We start from the raw sequence: 16,258 nt of genomic DNA, 5'->3' as shown, positions 1-16,258 counted from the left end.
GCGGCCATGGCCATCGACCTGCGTCACCGCATGGCGGCACCGCCGCCGGGCCTGCGGGCCGCCCGGGACCTCCTGGCGCGCCTGCGGCTGTGGCTCGCGGCCCGGCTCTGGGCGCTGCGCGCGGCCCCGGCCCGCCGGCGGCTGCGGGCGGCCGTGCCGGGGCTGCGCCGGGTCGTGTGCGGTCCGGTACGGCTGTACGGGCGGACGGTCGCCGGATACACGGCCGCGGACGCCGCCGCCGCCGACCTGGAGCAGGTGTGCGCCCTGCTGGAGGCGGCCGGGGTGCCGTACTTCCTGGTCCCGGCCGAGCCGGGGCCCGGGGTGCCGCGGCCGGTGGTCGGGGTGGCGGAGTCGTACCGTGCCGCGGTCCTCGCGCGGGCCCGGCAGCACTTCGCCCACGGTGCCGCCTTCGTCGGCGCGGTGGGCCCGGACGGTGCGGTGACCAGCGCGGTGCTGTGGGCCGACGGGAAGCTGCCGCGGGCGCTGCGCGGGGCGCCGGTGCTGCGCGCCGGCCTGGTGCGGCTGGGGCCCGGCGGGCAGGTGCTCGGCGGGCTGGAGACGGGCTGCGACATCGAGTTCTGGCGGTACGGCCGGGATCTGGGCGCCGACCCCGCCCACCTCACCGTGCCCGGCAGCCGGCTCCAGGACGACTTCGGCCCGGCCCTGGTCGCCCCACGCCGCAACGCCGTCTCGGAGGTCCTGCCGGCAACGGCGTGGCAGCCGGCCTCCCTGACGGGGCAGCCGGCCTCCCTGACGGAAGAGCGGTCCTCCCTGGCGGAGCAGCGGTCCTCCCTGGCGGAGCAGCCGGCCTCCCTGACGGAACAGCGGTCCTCCCTGGCGGAGCAGCGGTCCTCCCTGGCGGAGCAGCCGGCCTCCCTGACGGAAGAGCGGTCCTCCCTGGCGGAGCAGCCGGTCTCCCCGGCGGGGCAGCGGCAGGGAACGCCGGCGGAACCACGGCCGGCCGCTGCCGGACAGCAGCCGGCTGCGAGTACCGGCCGGCAGCCGGCTTCGGTCACCGGGCCGCAGTCGCCCTCGTTGACCGGGCAGCCGCCGGCCGCGGTCGCCGGGGCCCGGGTGGCGGCCGCCGCGGTCGCACGGTCGTCTGCCGTGGTCGCGGCGTGGCGGCGCGGTCTGCCGACGTTCGCGGCTTTCGCCGAGCCCGGGATCGACCAGGTCTGCTTCCCGGTCGACGCCGTGTTCACGTGGGTCGACGGGGACGACCCGGAGATGGCGGCGAAGCGCCGCGCCCACCAGGCCCTGTCCGACAACGTCATCGCGCCGCGCGAGACCGGTGCCTCCCGCTACACCAGCCACGACGAGCTGCGGTACGCGCTGCGGTCGCTGGAGATGTACGCCGGTTTCATCCGGCACGTCTATCTCGTGACCGACTCCCAGACACCGGCATGGCTGGATCCGCAGGCGCCGGGCCTGACCGTGGTCGACCACCGGGACATCCTCCCGGCGGACGCGCTGCCGGTGTTCAACTCGCACGCGATCGAGAGCCGGCTGCACCACATCCCGGGCCTGTCCGAGCACTACCTCTACTTCAACGACGACGTCTTCATCAACCGCCCGGTGCGGGCCGAGCACTTCTTCCACGGCAACGGCATCGCCCGGATCCCGCTGTCCCCGCTCAAGCTCGGGGTCGGCGCCCCGCACCCGCTGGAGCCGGCGCCGAACTCCGCCGGGAAGAACGCCCGCGAGGTGATACGCCGCTTCCACGGCCGGTACGCCACGCACAAGTCGCTGCACACCCCGCACCCGCAACTGCTGTCGGTCATGCGGGAGATGGAGGACCTCGGCATCGAGGAGCTGGAGCGGACGGCGTACTCCCGCTTCAGGTCCACCGCCGACGTCGCTCCGGCGTCCACGCTCCACCACCACTGGGCGATCGCCACGGGCCGGGCCGTACCGGCGGAGTACCGCTTCCGGTACGTGCAGCTGGGCACCCCGGACATGCGGCGACGGCTGGCCCGTCTCGCGGCCGGCGAGGACGTGGACTTCTTCTGCCTCAACGACGTGGACACCGACCCGGCGGACCGGGCGGCGGCCCAGGCGGCCATCCGCGCCTTCCTGGAGCGGAGGTTCCCGTTCCCGAGCCGCTTCGAGGGGGCGCCGGCCCGGACCGCCCCGTATCCGGCCTCGGCCCACGAGGTTCCGCGGGGCCGGACGAGCCGGCGCCGCGCGGGCCGGCCGAGACGGCGGGCGCAGCCGGCGGGCCGCGAGGAGACCCGGCGGTTCGACTGACGGGCCCTGCGACCCCACCGGCCCACCACCACCCCGCAAATCGAGTGGCATGAACACGCCCCCGTCAGTAATTTGTGATCTCTGCTTGGGCCACTTACACCTGCGGGGGAACCTCGATGTCGCCAGCCACCGTGAGACGTGCCGTCCGGGAATCCGTCTCCGGGCTCCCCCGTGAGTTCTGGTGGCTGTGGACGAGCACCCTCGTGAACCGGCTGGGCGCGTTCGTGGCCACCTTCATGGCCCTCTACCTCACGCTCGACCGCGGCTACTCCGCCTCCTACGCCGGTCTCGTCGCCTCCCTGCACGGGCTCGGCGGGGTCGTCTCCTCGCTGGCCGGCGGGGTGATGGCCGACCGGCTCGGCAGGCGGCCCACCCTGCTGATCGCCCAGAGCGCCACCGCCGCCTCCGTGGCCCTGCTCGGCTTCATGACCGACCCGCTCGCCATCGCCGCCGTCGCCTTCCTCGTCGGCATGGCCTCCAACGCCTCCCGGCCCGCGGTCCAGGCGATGATGGCCGACATCGTCCGCCCCGAGGACCGGGTCCGGGCCTTCTCCCTCAACTACTGGGCCATCAACCTCGGCTTCGCCGTCTCCTCCATGGGCGCCGGGTTCATCGCGGAGTTCAGCTATCTCGCCGGGTTCCTGATCGAGGCCGGGATGACCCTGGCCTGCGCGCTCGTCGTCTTCGCCAGGCTGCCCGAGTCGCGGCCCGCCGCCACGGCCCGGCAGGAGGGGCCGGACGTCGGCCTCGGCACGGTGCTGCGGGACGGGCGGTACATGGCGGTCGTCGGGCTGTCCTTCCTCGTCGCCCTCGTTCTCCAGCAGGGCTCGGTCGCCCTGCCGGTGGCGATGGGGCGAGCCGGGTTCTCGCCCGCCGACTACGGCCTGGCCATCGCCGTCAACGGCATCCTGATCGTCGCGCTCCAGATCCCCGTGACCCGGTTCATCGAGCACCGCGACCCGCGGACCCTGCTCGTCGCCTCGTCGGTCCTCGCCGGCTACGGCTTCGGGCTCACCGCCTTCGCCGGGTCGGTCGGCGTCTTCATGCTGACGGTCTGCGTCTGGACCCTCGCCGAGATCGTCAACGCCCCGACCCAGACGAGCCTGGTCGTCCGTCTCTCCCCCACGCACGGGCGCGGGCGCTACCAGGGCGTGTACACCCTGTCCTGGTCCCTCGCCGCCCTGGTCGCCCCCCTGATGTCGGGCGCGGTCATCGACCGCCTCGGCGCGGGATGGCTGTGGGCGCTGTGCGCGGTGGTGGGGACGGCGGCGGGGGCCGGGTACGGGCTGCTCATGCGGCGCCTGCCGCCGGAGCAGCCGGAACCGGCCCCGGCCCGGAGCGAGGCGGGCACGGAGGTCCGTACCGCCTAGCCGCCTCGCCGCCTAGCCACCTCGCCGCCTAGCCGCCTCGCGGCGCCACCTGGGCCGCCGCCCGGCGGACCGTGACGCGCGACCCGCGACCGGCGACCAGTGACCGGCGACCAGTGACCGGCGACCGGCGACCGGCGACCGGGGAGGGTCGCGCGGCGGGTCAGGTCAGCCGCGGTACGCAGCCGAACCAGTTCACCGTGCGGTCGTCCGTGGTGTAGCCCAGGCACCTCAGGGTCCTGTCGTGCAGGGTCCTGGTCTCCGTGACGCCTTCGTCCAGGTAGTCCGTCTCGTGGCGCGGCTGGACGAGGGTGTCGACGTCGATGACGTACCAGCGGTGCTCCCGGTCCGGGATGTCGCAGCCGCGGGCGGTGACGTTGCGGCTGGGGCCCTCGCTCCATATCGGGCGTTCGGCGCGGTCGCAGTGCGCCCTCGGGGACGCGGCGGCGGTGCCGGCGCCCGCGCCGAGCAGTGCCGTGGCGCCCGTGGCCACCGCGGCGGCGGCGGCGAGCAGGCGGTGCGTGGTGCGGTTCGTCAAGGGGTCCTCCTGGCGGCCGTGGTGACGGACGCGGGTCGCCGTGTCACCTCGCAACGATCGTCACCGGGATCCGCCCGCCCGTCCTGGCCGGCGGCGGGCCGGTCCCCCGACCCGGTGACGGCGGTGGTGCCAATGCAGCAGGGCCGGGCCGAGACGTGAGCCAGGTCACTCGCCGCCGTGTCACATCCCGCCGCTCCGCTCCGTCAGTGAGGTGCAAGCAGCCCACGACCACCCCAGGAGCACACCATGGACGCTCGCCTCAACCTCTTCGCCAGCCCCCTCATCGGCAAGGTCCTGAAGCACTTCAACGCCGCCGGCAAGGTGCTCTCCGAGTCCACGCTGCCCATGGCGACCCAGGAGCTGGTGAAGATCCGCGCCAGCCAGATCAACGGCTGCGGTTTCTGCACCGACATGCACACCAAGGACGCCACCGCGGCCGGCGAGACCGCCACCCGGCTGAACCTGGTCGCGGCCTGGCGCGAGGCCAACGTGTTCACCGACGCCGAGCGGGCCGCGCTGGAGCTGGTGGAGGAGGGCACCCGGATCGCCGACGCGGCCGGCGGCGTCCCGGACGAGGTGTGGGCGAACGCCGCCAAGCACTACGACGAGGAGCAGCTCGCCGCCCTGGTCGCCCTCATCGCCCTGATCAACGCGTACAACCGCGCCAACGTGATCGTCCAGCAGCCCGCCGGCGACTACGTCCCCGGGATGTTCGGCTGACACCCCCAGGCGCTCAAGGGTGCATCCTGGCCCCCTTCAGCACCTTGTCCACGCCGTTCCTCGGGCCGTACACCGCCAGGCCCACCAGGTCGAGGGAGGCCGTCGGGACGGAGCGGACCGCCGCGCGGTTGTCGCGGTCGTTGCCCGTGGTGAACAGGTCGGCCATGAACACCGCGCACGGCAGGGCACGGCTCAGTGCCCTGCCGTGGGCCGCCTTCAGCGTCTCCTTCGCGCCCTCGAAGACCAGCACCGGCTGGCGGAACATCGGCAGGTACGAGACGTCGTCCGCGTCCTCGTACCGTTCGCCGATCACCTCCGGGAGCGTCGTGCCCAGGCCGCTGACCAGGAACGCGGTGACGTTCAGGCGCTGCCAGGGCTCCAGGTCCGAGCGGAGCAGTACGGCGATCTTCGTGTCGAAGCGCACGGGTTCGGTGTCCATGGGACGAGACTGGCCGACCGGCGCCGGCCCGGTCTTGTACGTTCCTTGCATGGCCGCCGGGCAGGACGTCACCGCGTGGCGCCCCCGGGTGCCGGGCGTCACCGAGGTGTTCCACGCCCGCTTCACCGAGTACGCCTATCCGATGCACGTCCACGACGCCTGGACGCTGCTCATCGTGGACGACGGCGCCGTGCGGTACGACCTGGACCGGCACGAGCACGGCACCCCGCACGACACCGTGTCGCTGCTGCCGCCGCACGTGCCGCACAACGGCTCCCCCGCCACGCCGGGCGGTTTTCGCAAACGGGTCGTCTACCTCGACAGCAGCCGGCTCGGGAAGGAGTTCATCGGGCCCGCCGTGGACTCCCCCGACCTGCGCGACCCGGTGCTGCGGCGGCGCGTCGGGCAGTTGCACTCCGCCCTCGCCCGGCGCGGTGACGAGCTGGAGGCGGAGAGCAGGCTGACCCTCGTCGCGGAGCGGCTGCGGGGGCATCTACGGCGGGGCGCGGGCACCGGGCGGCTCCGGGATCCGGCACTGGCCCGCCGGCTGCGGGAGTTGCTCGAAGCCCGGTTCGTCGAGGGGGTCTCGCTGGAGGAGGCCGGCCGGCTGCTGCACGCCCATCCGGCGCACCTCGTCCGGGCGTTCAGCGGGGCGTACGGCATCGCGCCGCACCAGTACCTGATGTCACGGCGGGTCGGACGGGCCCGGCGGCTGCTGCTCGACGGGCTGCCGCCGGGCGAGGCGGCCCCGCTGGCCGGGTTCTACGACCAGGCCCACCTCACCCGGCACTTCAAGCGGCTGGTCGGGGTCACGCCGGGACGCTACCGCGCGGGGGCGCACTGAACCGGGCGAGGCCGCACGGGCGTACGGCGGCCGGAGGCGGAGTCGCGGGGCGGGAAACAGGGCAGGGAAACGGGGGCGGGGAAAAGGTCGGGGAAAAGGTCGGGGAAAAGGTCGGGGAAGCGGTCGGGGGACGGTGTCAGTCCGCCGGGCGCTCGATCAGGTGCATGAACGCCTCCAGGTTCCGCGTGGACTCGCCCCGGGACACCCGCCAGGCGTACTCCTTGCGGATGGAGGAGGCGAACCCCAGCTCCAGCAGCGTGTTGAAGGCGCCGTCGGTGGCCTCCAGGACCTGGCCGAGCAGGCGGTCGACCTCGTCCGGGGTGACGGAGGCGAGCGGCAGGCGGGCGGTGACGTAGATGTCGCCGAGCCGGTCGACGGCGTAACTCACGCCGTAGAGCTTGAGGTTGCGCTCCAGCAGCCAGCGCTGGACGCCCGTCTCGTTCTCGTCGGGGTGGCGGATGACGAAGGCGTTGAGGGAGAGGGAGTGCCGGCCGACGAGGAACGAGACCGTCGTGGACAGCTTGCGCGTACCGGGCAGCTTGACCACGTAGTTCCCGGGCTCCGGGCTCTCCCACTCCAGTTCGGCGTCCTCGAAGACGTCCCGCAGCACCTGCCCGGCCTTCTCCACGTCACCCATGGTGGGAGCGTACGCGACGGCGGTGGGACTGGGTCGCGGCCGTGTAGACGTCGGCGGTCGCGGCGGCCGACGTCTCCCAGCCGAAGGACTGCGCGTGCCGGGCGGCCGCCTCGCCCATGGACGCGGAGAGGGCCGGCTCGTCGGCGAACCGGCCCAGCGCGCGGGCGTAGTCCGCCGGGTCGTGCCCCGTGACCAGGAAGCCGGTCTCGCCGTCGCGCACGGCCACCGGCAGCCCGCCGACCGAGGCGGCGAGCACCGGGGTCCCGGCCGCCTGCGCTTCTATGGCGACCAGGCCGAAGGACTCGCTGTAGGAGGGCATGACGAGGACGGACGCGGCCCGGAACCAGTCCGCCAGCTGTTCCTGGCCGACCGGCGGGCGGAACCGTACGACGTCCGCGACGCCCAGCCGGGCGGCGAGCTTCTGCAGGCCCTCCGGCTTGGCCAGCCCGCTGCCGCTGGGGCCGCCGACGACCGGGACGACGATCCGGGAGCGCAGCTCGGGGCGCTCCCCCAGCAGGACGGCGACGGCGCGCAGCAGGATGTCGGGCGCCTTCAGGGGCTGTATGCGGCCGGCGAAGAGCGGGATCAGGGCGTCCTGCGGCAGGCCGAGGCGGGCGCGGGCGGCGGCGCGGCCGTCGGCGGTGCGGAACCGCTGGAGGTTCACCCCGGGGTGGACGACGGCGACCTTGGCCGGGTCGGCCGCGTAGTGCCGGACCAGCTCGCCGGCCTCTTCGGCGGTGTTGGCGATCAGCCGGTCGGCGGCGGCCACGATCTGGGTCTCGCCGATGACCCGGGCGGCGGGCTCGGGGGTGTCGCCGTCGGCCAGATTGGCGTTCTTGACCTTGGCCATGGTGTGCATGGCGTGCACCAGCGGGACGCCCCAGCGCTGGGCGGCGAGCCAGCCGACGTGGCCGGAGAGCCAGTAGTGCGAGTGGACGAGGTCGTAGTAGCCGGGGCGGTGGCCGGCCCACGCCTGCATCACGCCGTGCGTGAAGGCGCACAGCTGGGCCGGCAGGTCCTCCTTGGCGAGGCCCTCGTACGGCCCGGCGTCGACGTGCCGGACGAGGACGCCGGGGGCGAGCTCGACGGAGGGCGGCAGGTCCCCGGCCGTGGCCCGGGTGAAGATCTCGACCTCGATGCCCAGTGCGGCGAGCCGCTGGGCCAGCTCCACGATGTAGACGTTCATGCCGCCGGCGTCACCGGTACCGGGCTGGTGGAGCGGGGAGGTGTGCACGGAGAGCATGGCGACCCGGCGGGGCCTGCGGTACAGCCGGAGGCGCGCGGCGGCCGACGGGGAGCGGCGCCCGAGCCTGCTGACGTACTGGCTCACGTGGCGATCCTCCTTGTGCGGGCATGCCTGCGGAGGACGCAGCTCGTCCTCCGCAGGGGTCCAACAGTGAGCGGGGGCCGCGCCATTTCCCGATCGCGTCGCCCATCAAGCGGATTTACCGAATCATTACCTGTTTTCGGTCAACCGTTCGAACCCGGGCCGGGTCGCCCCACCCCCCTCGGGAGCCCGCTTACCCTCGTAGACATGACAGCCCGCGCCGCGTCCCTCCCCCGCTCCCGGCCCGGGGGGAGCCCCGTCGTGGGAACGGTGACCCGCGGGACGACCAACCCCAACCGGCTGCGCCGCATGGACCGCTGGATCGCGGCCGTGCACGGCGCCGAGCTGCGGCGCGCCGCAGACCCGGTCGCGATCGACCTCGGCTACGGCGCCGCCCCCTGGACCGCCGTCGAACTGCTCGGCCGGCTGCGCGCCGCCGCGCCCCGCACGCGCGTGGTCGGCGTCGAGATCGAACCGGAGCGGGTCGCGGCGGCCCGGCCGTACGAGCGCGACGGGCTCGCCTTCCGGCACGGCGGCTTCGAGATCCCGGTGCCCGGGCGCCCGGTGCTCGTCCGGGCCGCCAACGTGCTGCGGCAGTACGAGGAGGCCGAGGTCGCCGCGGTGTGGGAGCGGCTGTGCGCGCGGCTGGCCCCGGCGGGCGGCGGCTCGCGCGGCGGGCTGCTGGTGGAGGGCACCTGCGACGAGATCGGCCGCCGGCACGTGTGGGTGGCGCTGGGCCCCGAGGGTCCCCGCACGGTCACCTTCGCCACCCGGCTGGGCTCCCTGGACCGCCCCTCCGACCTCGCCGAACGGCTGCCGAAGGCGCTGATCCACCGCAACGTGCCGGGCGAGCCGGTGCACGCCTTCCTCCGGGACTTCGACCGCGCCTGGGCCGCCGCCGCACCCTACGCCTCCTACGGCGCCCGCCAGCGCTGGCTGCGCGCGGTACGGGACCTGACGGCCGACTGGCCGGTGACGGACTCCCCCTCCCGCTGGCGGCAGGGCGAAGTCACCGTCGCGTGGGAGGCGTTGGCGCCGGTGCGCTGACCGCCGCCGGCGGAGGGGGGGAACGATCTCCGCACACGGCACGTCACATCGCCGCGGGGATCGCCCGTCCGGTGCTCGACGGGGGAATTCCGGTTTCCGACGGCCTCTGTCGCTTTGCGCGCGGCCGTGGCACGATCCCTCAGACGACCGTAAGTTACTGACGGTAAATCAGTTTGGGGGAAGAGGTATGGGTTCGGGCAAGCGCGGCCTGCTCACGGCCGCTCTGACCGTCATCTGCGCGGTGACCGTCCTCTCGGCACCGGGTACGGCGTTCGCGGCTCCCGCGCCCACACCCACCCCCACTCCCACCACGACGGCGGGCGGCACGCCGACTCCCGCGCCCGACAAGGACCTTCAGGAGGTCCGGGACAGGCTCGACAAGCTCTACCACGACGCGGCCGTGGCCACCGACGCCTACAACGCGGCCGAGGAGAAGGCGAAGAAGCAGTCCGCCGAGATCGTGGCGCTGGCCGAGAAGATCGTCCAGGGGCAGCAGAGACTGGACAAGCTCAAGAACCAGGCGGGTGCGGCGGCCCGGGACCAGTACCGCACCGGCGGCCTGTCCTCCACCGCCCAGTTCCTGCTCAGCGACGACCCGGGGCGCTTCCTGGACGGCGCCGGCCGGGTGCTCCAGGGCCAGCAGGCGGCGACGAAGCTGATGAGCGAAATGGCCCGCACGCAGAAGGAGTTGCGCCGGTACGCCGACGACGCCGCCGACCGGTGGGAGAAGCTGGACGCCAACCGCAAGGCCAAGGCCGCCGCCAAGAAGAAGATCCGCAAGCAGATCGACGCGGCCGAGAAGCTCGAATCCCGGCTGGAGAAGAAGGAGAAGGAGCGGCTCGCCCAGCTCGAACGGGAGGCCGCCGAGAAGGCGCAGACGGCCTGGCTGGACACCGGCGTCCTGAAGGACATCGACGGCAAGGCCTCCGCACAGGGCAAGAAGGCCGTGAAGTACGCCACGGCACAGCTCGGCAAGCCGTACGTGTGGGGCGCCGAGGGGCCGGACTCCTTCGACTGCTCGGGCCTCACCTCCCAGGCCTGGGCGGCGGCCGGCCACCCCGTCCCGCGCACCTCGCAGGAGCAGTGGAAGCAGCTCCGGCGCGTCGACGTCGAGGACATGCGCCCCGGCGACCTCGTCATCTACTTCGACGACGCCAGCCATGTCGGGATGTACATCGGCGACGGCTCGATCGTCCACGCCCCGCGCCCCGGGCGGACGGTGACGATCGCGGGGGCCGGCTCGATGCCCATCCTCGGGGTCGTACGACCCGACGCGTGAGGCACGTCATGTGACCCACCGCACGGCCAAAGCCCGCCCAAACCGGCGCAGGACGTGAGCTTCGTCATCCCCTCCCGGCCGCCGCCGTGTCCAACTGCGATACGTAACGCGGCATATGACAGTGGCGGGCACCGGAGCGACGGGGCTCACACCATTCCATCGGGGCGGCCCGAGCCGCTATGGTCCCGGTCGGTGGGTCGAGACCCCTCGACGCCGCCCCGTGCCCTCGGGGGGAGGGAAGGAACTCAAGACGATGCCCGTACCCGTACCGCGGCAGAGAGCGATCCCGGCCGTGGAGAGTGGTCAGGCGCAGGCCGCCCACGCCGTCGGCGGCCCCCTCAAGGAAGAGGCCCACCGCGACGCCGCGCCCGCCAACGGCACCGGCGCCACTCTCACCCTGCTGCTGATCGAGGACGATCCGGCCGGCTCGCCGATCGTGCCCGACCTGCTGGACCCGGCCGGCAAGCCGATCCGGGTGCGCACCGCCCGCAACCTCACCGAGGCCGAGCGGCTGCTCACCGACGACGTCCACTGCATACTGCTCGACCTGGCGCTCCCGGCGCCGGGCGGCGGCGACCACGACGACGAGCTGGCCGTGCTCAGGCACGTGCTGCGGCTCGCGCCGCGGCACGCCGTGCTCGCGCTGACCGCCTCCGGCGACGCCGAGCGCGGCGCCGAGGCCGTGCGCGTGGGCGCCCAGGACTACCTCTTCCGCGACGAGCTGGACGGCCGCCTGCTCAGCCGCGCGATCCGCTACGCGGTGGAGCGCAAGCGTTCCGACACGGCGGAGCGGCGCCTGGCCGAGGGCAGGCTGCGCGCACAGGAGAACCGCCGCCTGGAGCGCGGCCTGCTGCCCACGCCCCTGCTGGACGGCTCCTCGCTGCGCTTCGCCGCCCGCTACCGGCCGGGCCGCTCCCGGGCGCTGCTCGGCGGCGACTTCTACGACGCCGTGCGCACCCCCGACGGCACCGTGCACGCCATGATCGGTGACGTCTGCGGGCACGGCCCGGACGAAGCCGCGCTCGGCGTGGAGCTGCGCATCGCCTGGCGGGCGCTGACCCTGGCCGGGCTGTGCGGGGACGAGCTGCTGAACACCATGCAGCAGGTGCTGGAGCACGAGCGCTCCGACGAGGAGATCTTCGCGACGCTGTGCACGGTGGACATCGCGCCCGACGGCCGCCGCGCGGGCCTGTGCCTGGCCGGCCACCCGGCGCCGCTGATCGCCCGCCCGGGCCGGCCGGCGCGGCTGCTGCCGTACGACAACAACGGCCCCGCCCTCGGCCTGCTGCCGGGCGCCCGCTGGCCCCGGATGCAGGTGGAGCTGGGCGCCGAGTGGAGCCTGATGCTCTACACCGACGGCCTGATCGAGGGACGCGTCGGCGCGGACGGGGAGCGGCTGGGGCAGGACGGCATGGTGGAGATGATCCGCCGGCAGCTCGCCGAGGGGCTGCGCGGGGAGGACCTGCTGCGGGCCGCGGTGCACGAGGTCCGCGAGCTGAACGGCGGCGAGCTGACCGACGACGTGGCCGTGGTCCTGCTGGACCGGACCGGCTGAGCGGAGCCGCGCCGCGGCGGGCGCCTCGCCCCGGCCGGTGCCGGTGCGGGCGCGCGGGAGCCGTTCGCGCGGTCCGCGCGCCGGCTAACGGCCGCCGTTGTACGGCCCGTACGGGCCGTCGCTGCTGCTTCCGCGGCGGCGGCCCCAGCCGCGGCCGCCGCCCACCTGCTGGAGGGCGGGGCGTACGTCCACGATGTACACGATGCTCGCGACCGCGCCGGCGATCGGCAGGATGGACAGGAGCGTGAACAGGTAGCTGACCACGAGCGCGATGCCCAGGATGATCAGCCAGAAGACCTTGTTCTGCTTGTCGGCCGCGCGGAAGGCGTCCTCGCGCCGGAACGCGGCGTCGAACAGTCCGAACGCCGCCAGGGCCATCAGGACGATCTTCAAGATCCCCATGAAACCCGCGAAGCCCAACATCAGCATGCTGTCCACCGCCCGTTGATTCCCGATCCCCGATACGCCGCCACCGTACCCGTGAAACGGGCCGGACACCCCAAAGGTGCCCGGCCCCGACGCGTCCGAACGGCCACGCTCACTTGGCCGGCGGGGTGGTCTTCTTCGCGGTGGTGCTCTTGCGGGGCGCCGGCGTCTTCTTCGCCGCGGGCTTCTTCTCCGCGGCCGGCTCGGCCGCCGCGCCGGCCGGCTTCGGCTCGTCGGTCGCGGCCTCGGCCGGCTCGGCCTTGCCCTCGACGACGATGGCCAGCTCCTCGATCTCCTCGGCGGCCTCGCCGCGCCAGGTCTTCACGGCCTGCTCGCCGTGCTCGGCGACCTTCTCGTAGGTCTCGCGGGCCTTGACGGCGTACTCGGCGGCGATGCCGACACCGCGCAGGGCGAAGTCCTGGGCGCTCTCGCCGAGCTTGCGCACGTCGAGGCCGCCGATGATCTCGGTGACCTTGGTCTGGAGGTTCTCCTGCGCCTCCCTGGCGCGGGCGGCGGCCTTCTCCTGCACGGCCTTGGGGTCGGTGTTGCGCACGGCCTCGATGCGGGCAGGGGCCTCGGAGCGCAGCTGTTCCACCAGGGCCGGCACCTTCTTGGCCTGCTGGATCGCCAGGTCGGCGGTGCCGGCGGCGAAGTAGAGCGGGGTCGGGTCGCTGAGGGTCTTGCGCAGGTCGTCGGTGATGGCCATGGTGAGGGTCCTCCCGGATCGGATTCGCGTTCGGCTGGGTGGGTGTGGTCCGCGGTGGGCGTCCGGTGCCCTGGTCCGGCGTTATCCGGCCGTCCGCCGCGGACCGGCGTCCGTGTCACTTCCGGCGGCATCGCCCCCGGCGGCCGCGGGACCGCCGTCCGTCCCGTGGCCCCCGGCGCCGTCCCCGGTCCCCTCGCCCCCGGCGCTCTCGCCGGCCCCGAATCCGTTCTCCTTGCGGAAGGACTCGTAGATCTGGAGCAGCACCTGCTTCTGCCGCTCGTTGAGCGAGGGATCGGCGAGGATGACGGCGCGCGTCTCCACCTCGTCGCGGTCCCGGTCGGCGTCGAGGATGCCGGCGCGGACGTACAGGGTCTCGGCGGAGATGCGCAGGGCCTTGGCGACCTGCTGGAGCACCTCCGCGCTGGGCTTGCGCAGCCCGCGCTCGATCTGGCTCAGGTACGGGTTGGACACCCCGGCGGCGTCGGCGAGCTGCCGCAGCGACAGCTGGGCGCTCCGCCGCTGCTCGCGCAGGTACTCACCGAGGTTGCCGACGTTCAGCGATGCCATGCCTCCACCTTGCCCCACCCCCGCTAACAATTGCAAGCACCCGCTTGCTGGAGTGTGCCGCGTGTCGCCGTCACGGCACCCGCGCCGGACCGGTCAGGAATGGAGAAGCGGGGGCCGGGTGGCCGCCGCTAGCGTGGCGGAGGCGGCCCGACGGACGGAGAGACGATGAGCATGACCATGAGGACCGGCGCACCGGCGGACGCACCGCACGTCGCCGACAGCCACGAGCTGATCCGGGTGCACGGAGCACGCGAGAACAACCTCAGGAACATCACCGTGGAGATACCCAAGCGCCGGCTGACGGTCTTCACGGGTGTCTCCGGATCGGGCAAGAGCTCACTGGTCTTCGACACCATCGCCGCCGAGTCGCAGCGCCTGATCAACGAGACCTACAGCGCCTTCGTCCAGGGCTTCATGCCCACGCTGGCGCGGCCCGACGTCGACGTCCTCGACGGGCTGACCACCGCGATCATCGTCGACCAGCAGCGGATGGGCGCCGACCCGCGCTCCACGGTCGGCACGGCCACCGACGCCCACGCGATGCTGCGCATCCTCTTCAGCCGGCTCGGCGACCCGCACATCGGCTCCCCCAAGGCGTTCTCCTTCAACGTCGCCTCCATCAGCGGAGCCGGCGCGGTCACGGTCGAACGCGGCGGCAAGACGGTGAAGGAACGCCGGGAGTTCGCGATCACCGGCGGTATGTGCCCGCGCTGCGAGGGCCGCGGCACGGTCACGGACATCGACCTGACCCGGCTCTACGACGAGGACAGGTCGCTGAACGAGGGCGCGCTCACCATCCCCGGCTACAAGCCGGGCGGATGGAACCACCGCCTCTACGCCGAGTCCGGCCTCTACGACCCGGACAAGCCGATCCGCACCTTCACCAAGCGGCAGCTGGACGACTTCCTGTACCGCGAGCCCACCCGGATGAAGATCGCGGGCATCAACATGACCTACGAGGGTCTGATCCCGCGGATCCGGAAGTCGATGCTCGCCAAGGACCGGGAGGCGATGCAGCCGTACATCCGGGAGTTCGTGGACCGCGCGGTCACCTTCGCGACCTGTCCCGACTGCGACGGCACCCGGCTGAGCGAGCTGGCCCGGTCCTCGAAGATCGGGGGGATCAGCATCGCCGACGCCTGCGCCATGCAGATCAGCGACCTGGCCGAGTGGGTGCGCGGGCTGGACGACCCCTCGGTGGCGCCGCTGCTCGCCTCGCTGAGCGGGACCCTGGACTCGTTCGTGGAGATCGGCCTCGGCTACCTCTCCCTGGACCGGCCCGCGGGCACGCTCTCGGGCGGCGAGGCCCAGCGGACCAAGATGATCCGCCATCTGGGCTCCTCGCTGACCGATGTGACGTACGTGTTCGACGAGCCGACCGCCGGCCTGCACCCGCACGACATCCGGCGGATGAACGACCTGCTGCTGCGGCTGCGGGACAAGGGCAACACGGTGCTCGTCGTGGAGCACAAGCCGGAGGTCATCGCGATCGCCGACCACGTGGTGGACCTCGGCCCGGGCGCCGGCACGGCGGGCGGCACCGTCTGCTTCGAGGGCACGGTCGCCGGGCTGCGGGCGAGCGGCACGCTGACCGGCCGGCACCTGGACGACCGGGCGACGCTGAAGAAGACGGTCCGCGAGGCGACCGGGGTACTGGAGATCCGCGGTGCCACGGCGCACAACCTCCAGGGCGTCGACGTCGACGTCCCGCTCGGGGTGCTGACGGTCGTCACCGGGGTGGCGGGCTCCGGCAAGAGCTCGCTGGTGCACGGGTCGATCCCGGCCCGCGAGGGGGTCGTGTCGGTCGACCAGACGCCGATCCGCGGCTCGCGGCGGAGCAACCCGGCGACGTACACGGGTCTGCTGGAGCCCATCCGCAAGGCGTTCGCCAAGGCCAACGGGGTCAAGCCGGCCCTGTTCAGCGCCAACTCGGAGGGCGCCTGCCCGGGGTGCGGCGGCGCCGGCGTCGTCTACACCGACCTGGCGATGATGGCCGGGGTGGCCACGCCCTGCGAGGAGTGCGAGGGCAAGCGGTTCCACGCCTCGGTGCTGGAGTACCACCTCGGCGGCCGGGACATCAGCGAGGTGCTGGCGATGCCGGTGACCGAGGCCGAGGAGTTCTTCGCGAGCGGCGAGGCCCGCACCCCCGCGGCCCACAGGATCCTGCGGAACATGGCCGACGTGGGCCTCGGCTACCTCACCCTCGGCCAGCCGCTCACCACGCTGTCCGGCGGTGAGCGGCAGCGGCTGAAGCTGGCCACGCACATGGCCGAGAAGGGCGGCGTCTACGTCCTGGACGAGCCGACCACCGGCCTGCACCTCGCCGACGTCGAGCAGCTGCTGGGCCTGCTCGACCGGCTGGTCGACTCCGGCAAGTCGGTGATCGTCATCGAGCACCACCAGGCGGTCATGGCCCACGCGGACTGGATCATCGACCTCGGTCCGGGCGCCGGCCACGACGGCGGCCGGATCGTCTTCGAGGGCACCCCGGCCGACCTGGTCGCCGCCCGCTCGACCGTGACCGGCCGGCACCTGGCGGAGTACGTCGGCGCGTGAGGC

Annotated in this window: 15 protein-coding genes; 8 read left to right on the top strand and 7 right to left on the bottom strand. The window is 73.4% G+C overall.

Annotated features, from left to right (window positions below; genetic code table 11):
* Positions 1–6 precede the first annotated feature (6 nt).
* Together ABZ576_RS04465 and ABZ576_RS04460 are read left to right on the top strand one after the other, a co-directional pair.
* Positions 7–2,247 carry a stealth family protein gene (locus tag ABZ576_RS04465; RefSeq protein WP_360735690.1) on the top strand — a complete coding sequence of 747 codons (2,241 nt, stop codon included), beginning with the start codon at positions 7–9 and terminating at the stop codon, positions 2,245–2,247.
* Between the two features lie 116 nt (positions 2,248–2,363).
* The gene (locus tag ABZ576_RS04460) at positions 2,364–3,617 is read left to right on the top strand and encodes an MFS transporter (RefSeq protein WP_360735688.1); all 1,254 of its coding nucleotides are present in this window, start codon (positions 2,364–2,366) and stop codon (positions 3,615–3,617) included.
* A gap of 160 nt (positions 3,618–3,777) precedes the next feature.
* On the opposite strand, the gene ABZ576_RS04455 is transcribed toward ABZ576_RS04460, so the two are convergent.
* On the bottom strand, positions 3,778–4,152 hold the full coding sequence (locus tag ABZ576_RS04455; protein ID WP_360735686.1) for a hypothetical protein: 375 nt from the start codon (positions 4,150–4,152) through the stop codon (positions 3,778–3,780).
* 246 nt (positions 4,153–4,398) lie between these two features.
* On the opposite strand from ABZ576_RS04455, the gene ABZ576_RS04450 reads away from it, so the two are divergent.
* Positions 4,399–4,872, top strand: a complete 474-nt coding sequence (locus ABZ576_RS04450; protein WP_360735684.1) for a carboxymuconolactone decarboxylase family protein — start codon at positions 4,399–4,401, stop codon at positions 4,870–4,872.
* Between the two features lie 13 nt (positions 4,873–4,885).
* Here ABZ576_RS04450 and ABZ576_RS04445 read toward each other — a convergent pair whose 3' ends face one another.
* On the bottom strand, positions 4,886–5,311 hold the full coding sequence (locus tag ABZ576_RS04445; protein ID WP_360735682.1) for a DUF2000 domain-containing protein: 426 nt from the start codon (positions 5,309–5,311) through the stop codon (positions 4,886–4,888).
* Between the two features lie 49 nt (positions 5,312–5,360).
* Between ABZ576_RS04445 and ABZ576_RS04440 the strand changes: the two genes are divergently transcribed.
* A complete protein-coding gene (locus tag ABZ576_RS04440) occupies positions 5,361–6,155 on the top strand; it encodes an AraC family transcriptional regulator (RefSeq protein WP_360735680.1) in 795 nt (264 codons plus the stop codon).
* Positions 6,156–6,291: 136 nt separating this feature from the next.
* On the opposite strand, the gene ABZ576_RS04435 is transcribed toward ABZ576_RS04440, so the two are convergent.
* Positions 6,292–6,792, bottom strand: a complete 501-nt coding sequence (locus ABZ576_RS04435; protein ID WP_360735678.1) for a YbjN domain-containing protein — start codon at positions 6,790–6,792, stop codon at positions 6,292–6,294.
* On the bottom strand, positions 6,785–8,122 hold the full coding sequence (gene mshA, locus ABZ576_RS04430; RefSeq protein ID WP_360735676.1) for a D-inositol-3-phosphate glycosyltransferase: 1,338 nt from the start codon (positions 8,120–8,122) through the stop codon (positions 6,785–6,787). Before mshA ends, ABZ576_RS04435 begins: the two co-directional genes overlap by 8 nt.
* 204 nt (positions 8,123–8,326) lie before the next feature.
* Between mshA and ABZ576_RS04425 the strand changes: the two genes are divergently transcribed.
* The 3 genes from ABZ576_RS04425 (at position 8,327) to ABZ576_RS04415 (ending at position 12,000) form a co-directional block, all read left to right on the top strand.
* Positions 8,327–9,166 (top strand): class I SAM-dependent methyltransferase, encoded by an 840-nt coding sequence (locus ABZ576_RS04425; protein WP_360735674.1) that lies wholly within the window; start codon positions 8,327–8,329, stop codon positions 9,164–9,166.
* Positions 9,167–9,353: 187 nt separating this feature from the next.
* The gene (locus tag ABZ576_RS04420) at positions 9,354–10,445 is read left to right on the top strand and encodes an NlpC/P60 family protein (RefSeq protein WP_360735672.1); all 1,092 of its coding nucleotides are present in this window, start codon (positions 9,354–9,356) and stop codon (positions 10,443–10,445) included.
* A 253-nt stretch (positions 10,446–10,698) separates the two neighbouring features.
* Positions 10,699–12,000 (top strand): fused response regulator/phosphatase, encoded by a 1,302-nt coding sequence (locus ABZ576_RS04415; protein WP_360735670.1) that lies wholly within the window; start codon positions 10,699–10,701, stop codon positions 11,998–12,000.
* Positions 12,001–12,084: 84 nt separating this feature from the next.
* Here the strand turns inward: ABZ576_RS04415 and ABZ576_RS04410 are convergent, their stop codons facing one another.
* From ABZ576_RS04410 to ABZ576_RS04400, 3 genes are all read right to left on the bottom strand, one after another.
* Positions 12,085–12,429 (bottom strand): DUF2516 family protein, encoded by a 345-nt coding sequence (locus ABZ576_RS04410; protein ID WP_360735668.1) that lies wholly within the window; start codon positions 12,427–12,429, stop codon positions 12,085–12,087.
* 109 nt (positions 12,430–12,538) lie between these two features.
* The gene (locus ABZ576_RS04405; RefSeq protein WP_360735666.1) at positions 12,539–13,132 is read right to left on the bottom strand and encodes a hypothetical protein; all 594 of its coding nucleotides are present in this window, start codon (positions 13,130–13,132) and stop codon (positions 12,539–12,541) included.
* Positions 13,133–13,213: 81 nt separating this feature from the next.
* Positions 13,214–13,699, bottom strand: a complete 486-nt coding sequence (locus ABZ576_RS04400) for a helix-turn-helix transcriptional regulator (protein ID WP_360735665.1) — start codon at positions 13,697–13,699, stop codon at positions 13,214–13,216.
* A 165-nt stretch (positions 13,700–13,864) separates the two neighbouring features.
* Between ABZ576_RS04400 and ABZ576_RS04395 the strand changes: the two genes are divergently transcribed.
* On the top strand, positions 13,865–16,255 hold the full coding sequence (locus ABZ576_RS04395) for an excinuclease ABC subunit UvrA (protein WP_360735663.1): 2,391 nt from the start codon (positions 13,865–13,867) through the stop codon (positions 16,253–16,255).
* Positions 16,256–16,258: the final 3 nt, after the last annotated feature.

This window comes from Streptomyces sp. NPDC013455 (assembly GCF_040632975.1).
In the GTDB taxonomy this organism is placed as follows: domain Bacteria; phylum Actinomycetota; class Actinomycetes; order Streptomycetales; family Streptomycetaceae; genus Streptomyces.
This window is presented reverse-complemented; position numbering and strand designations above follow the sequence as displayed.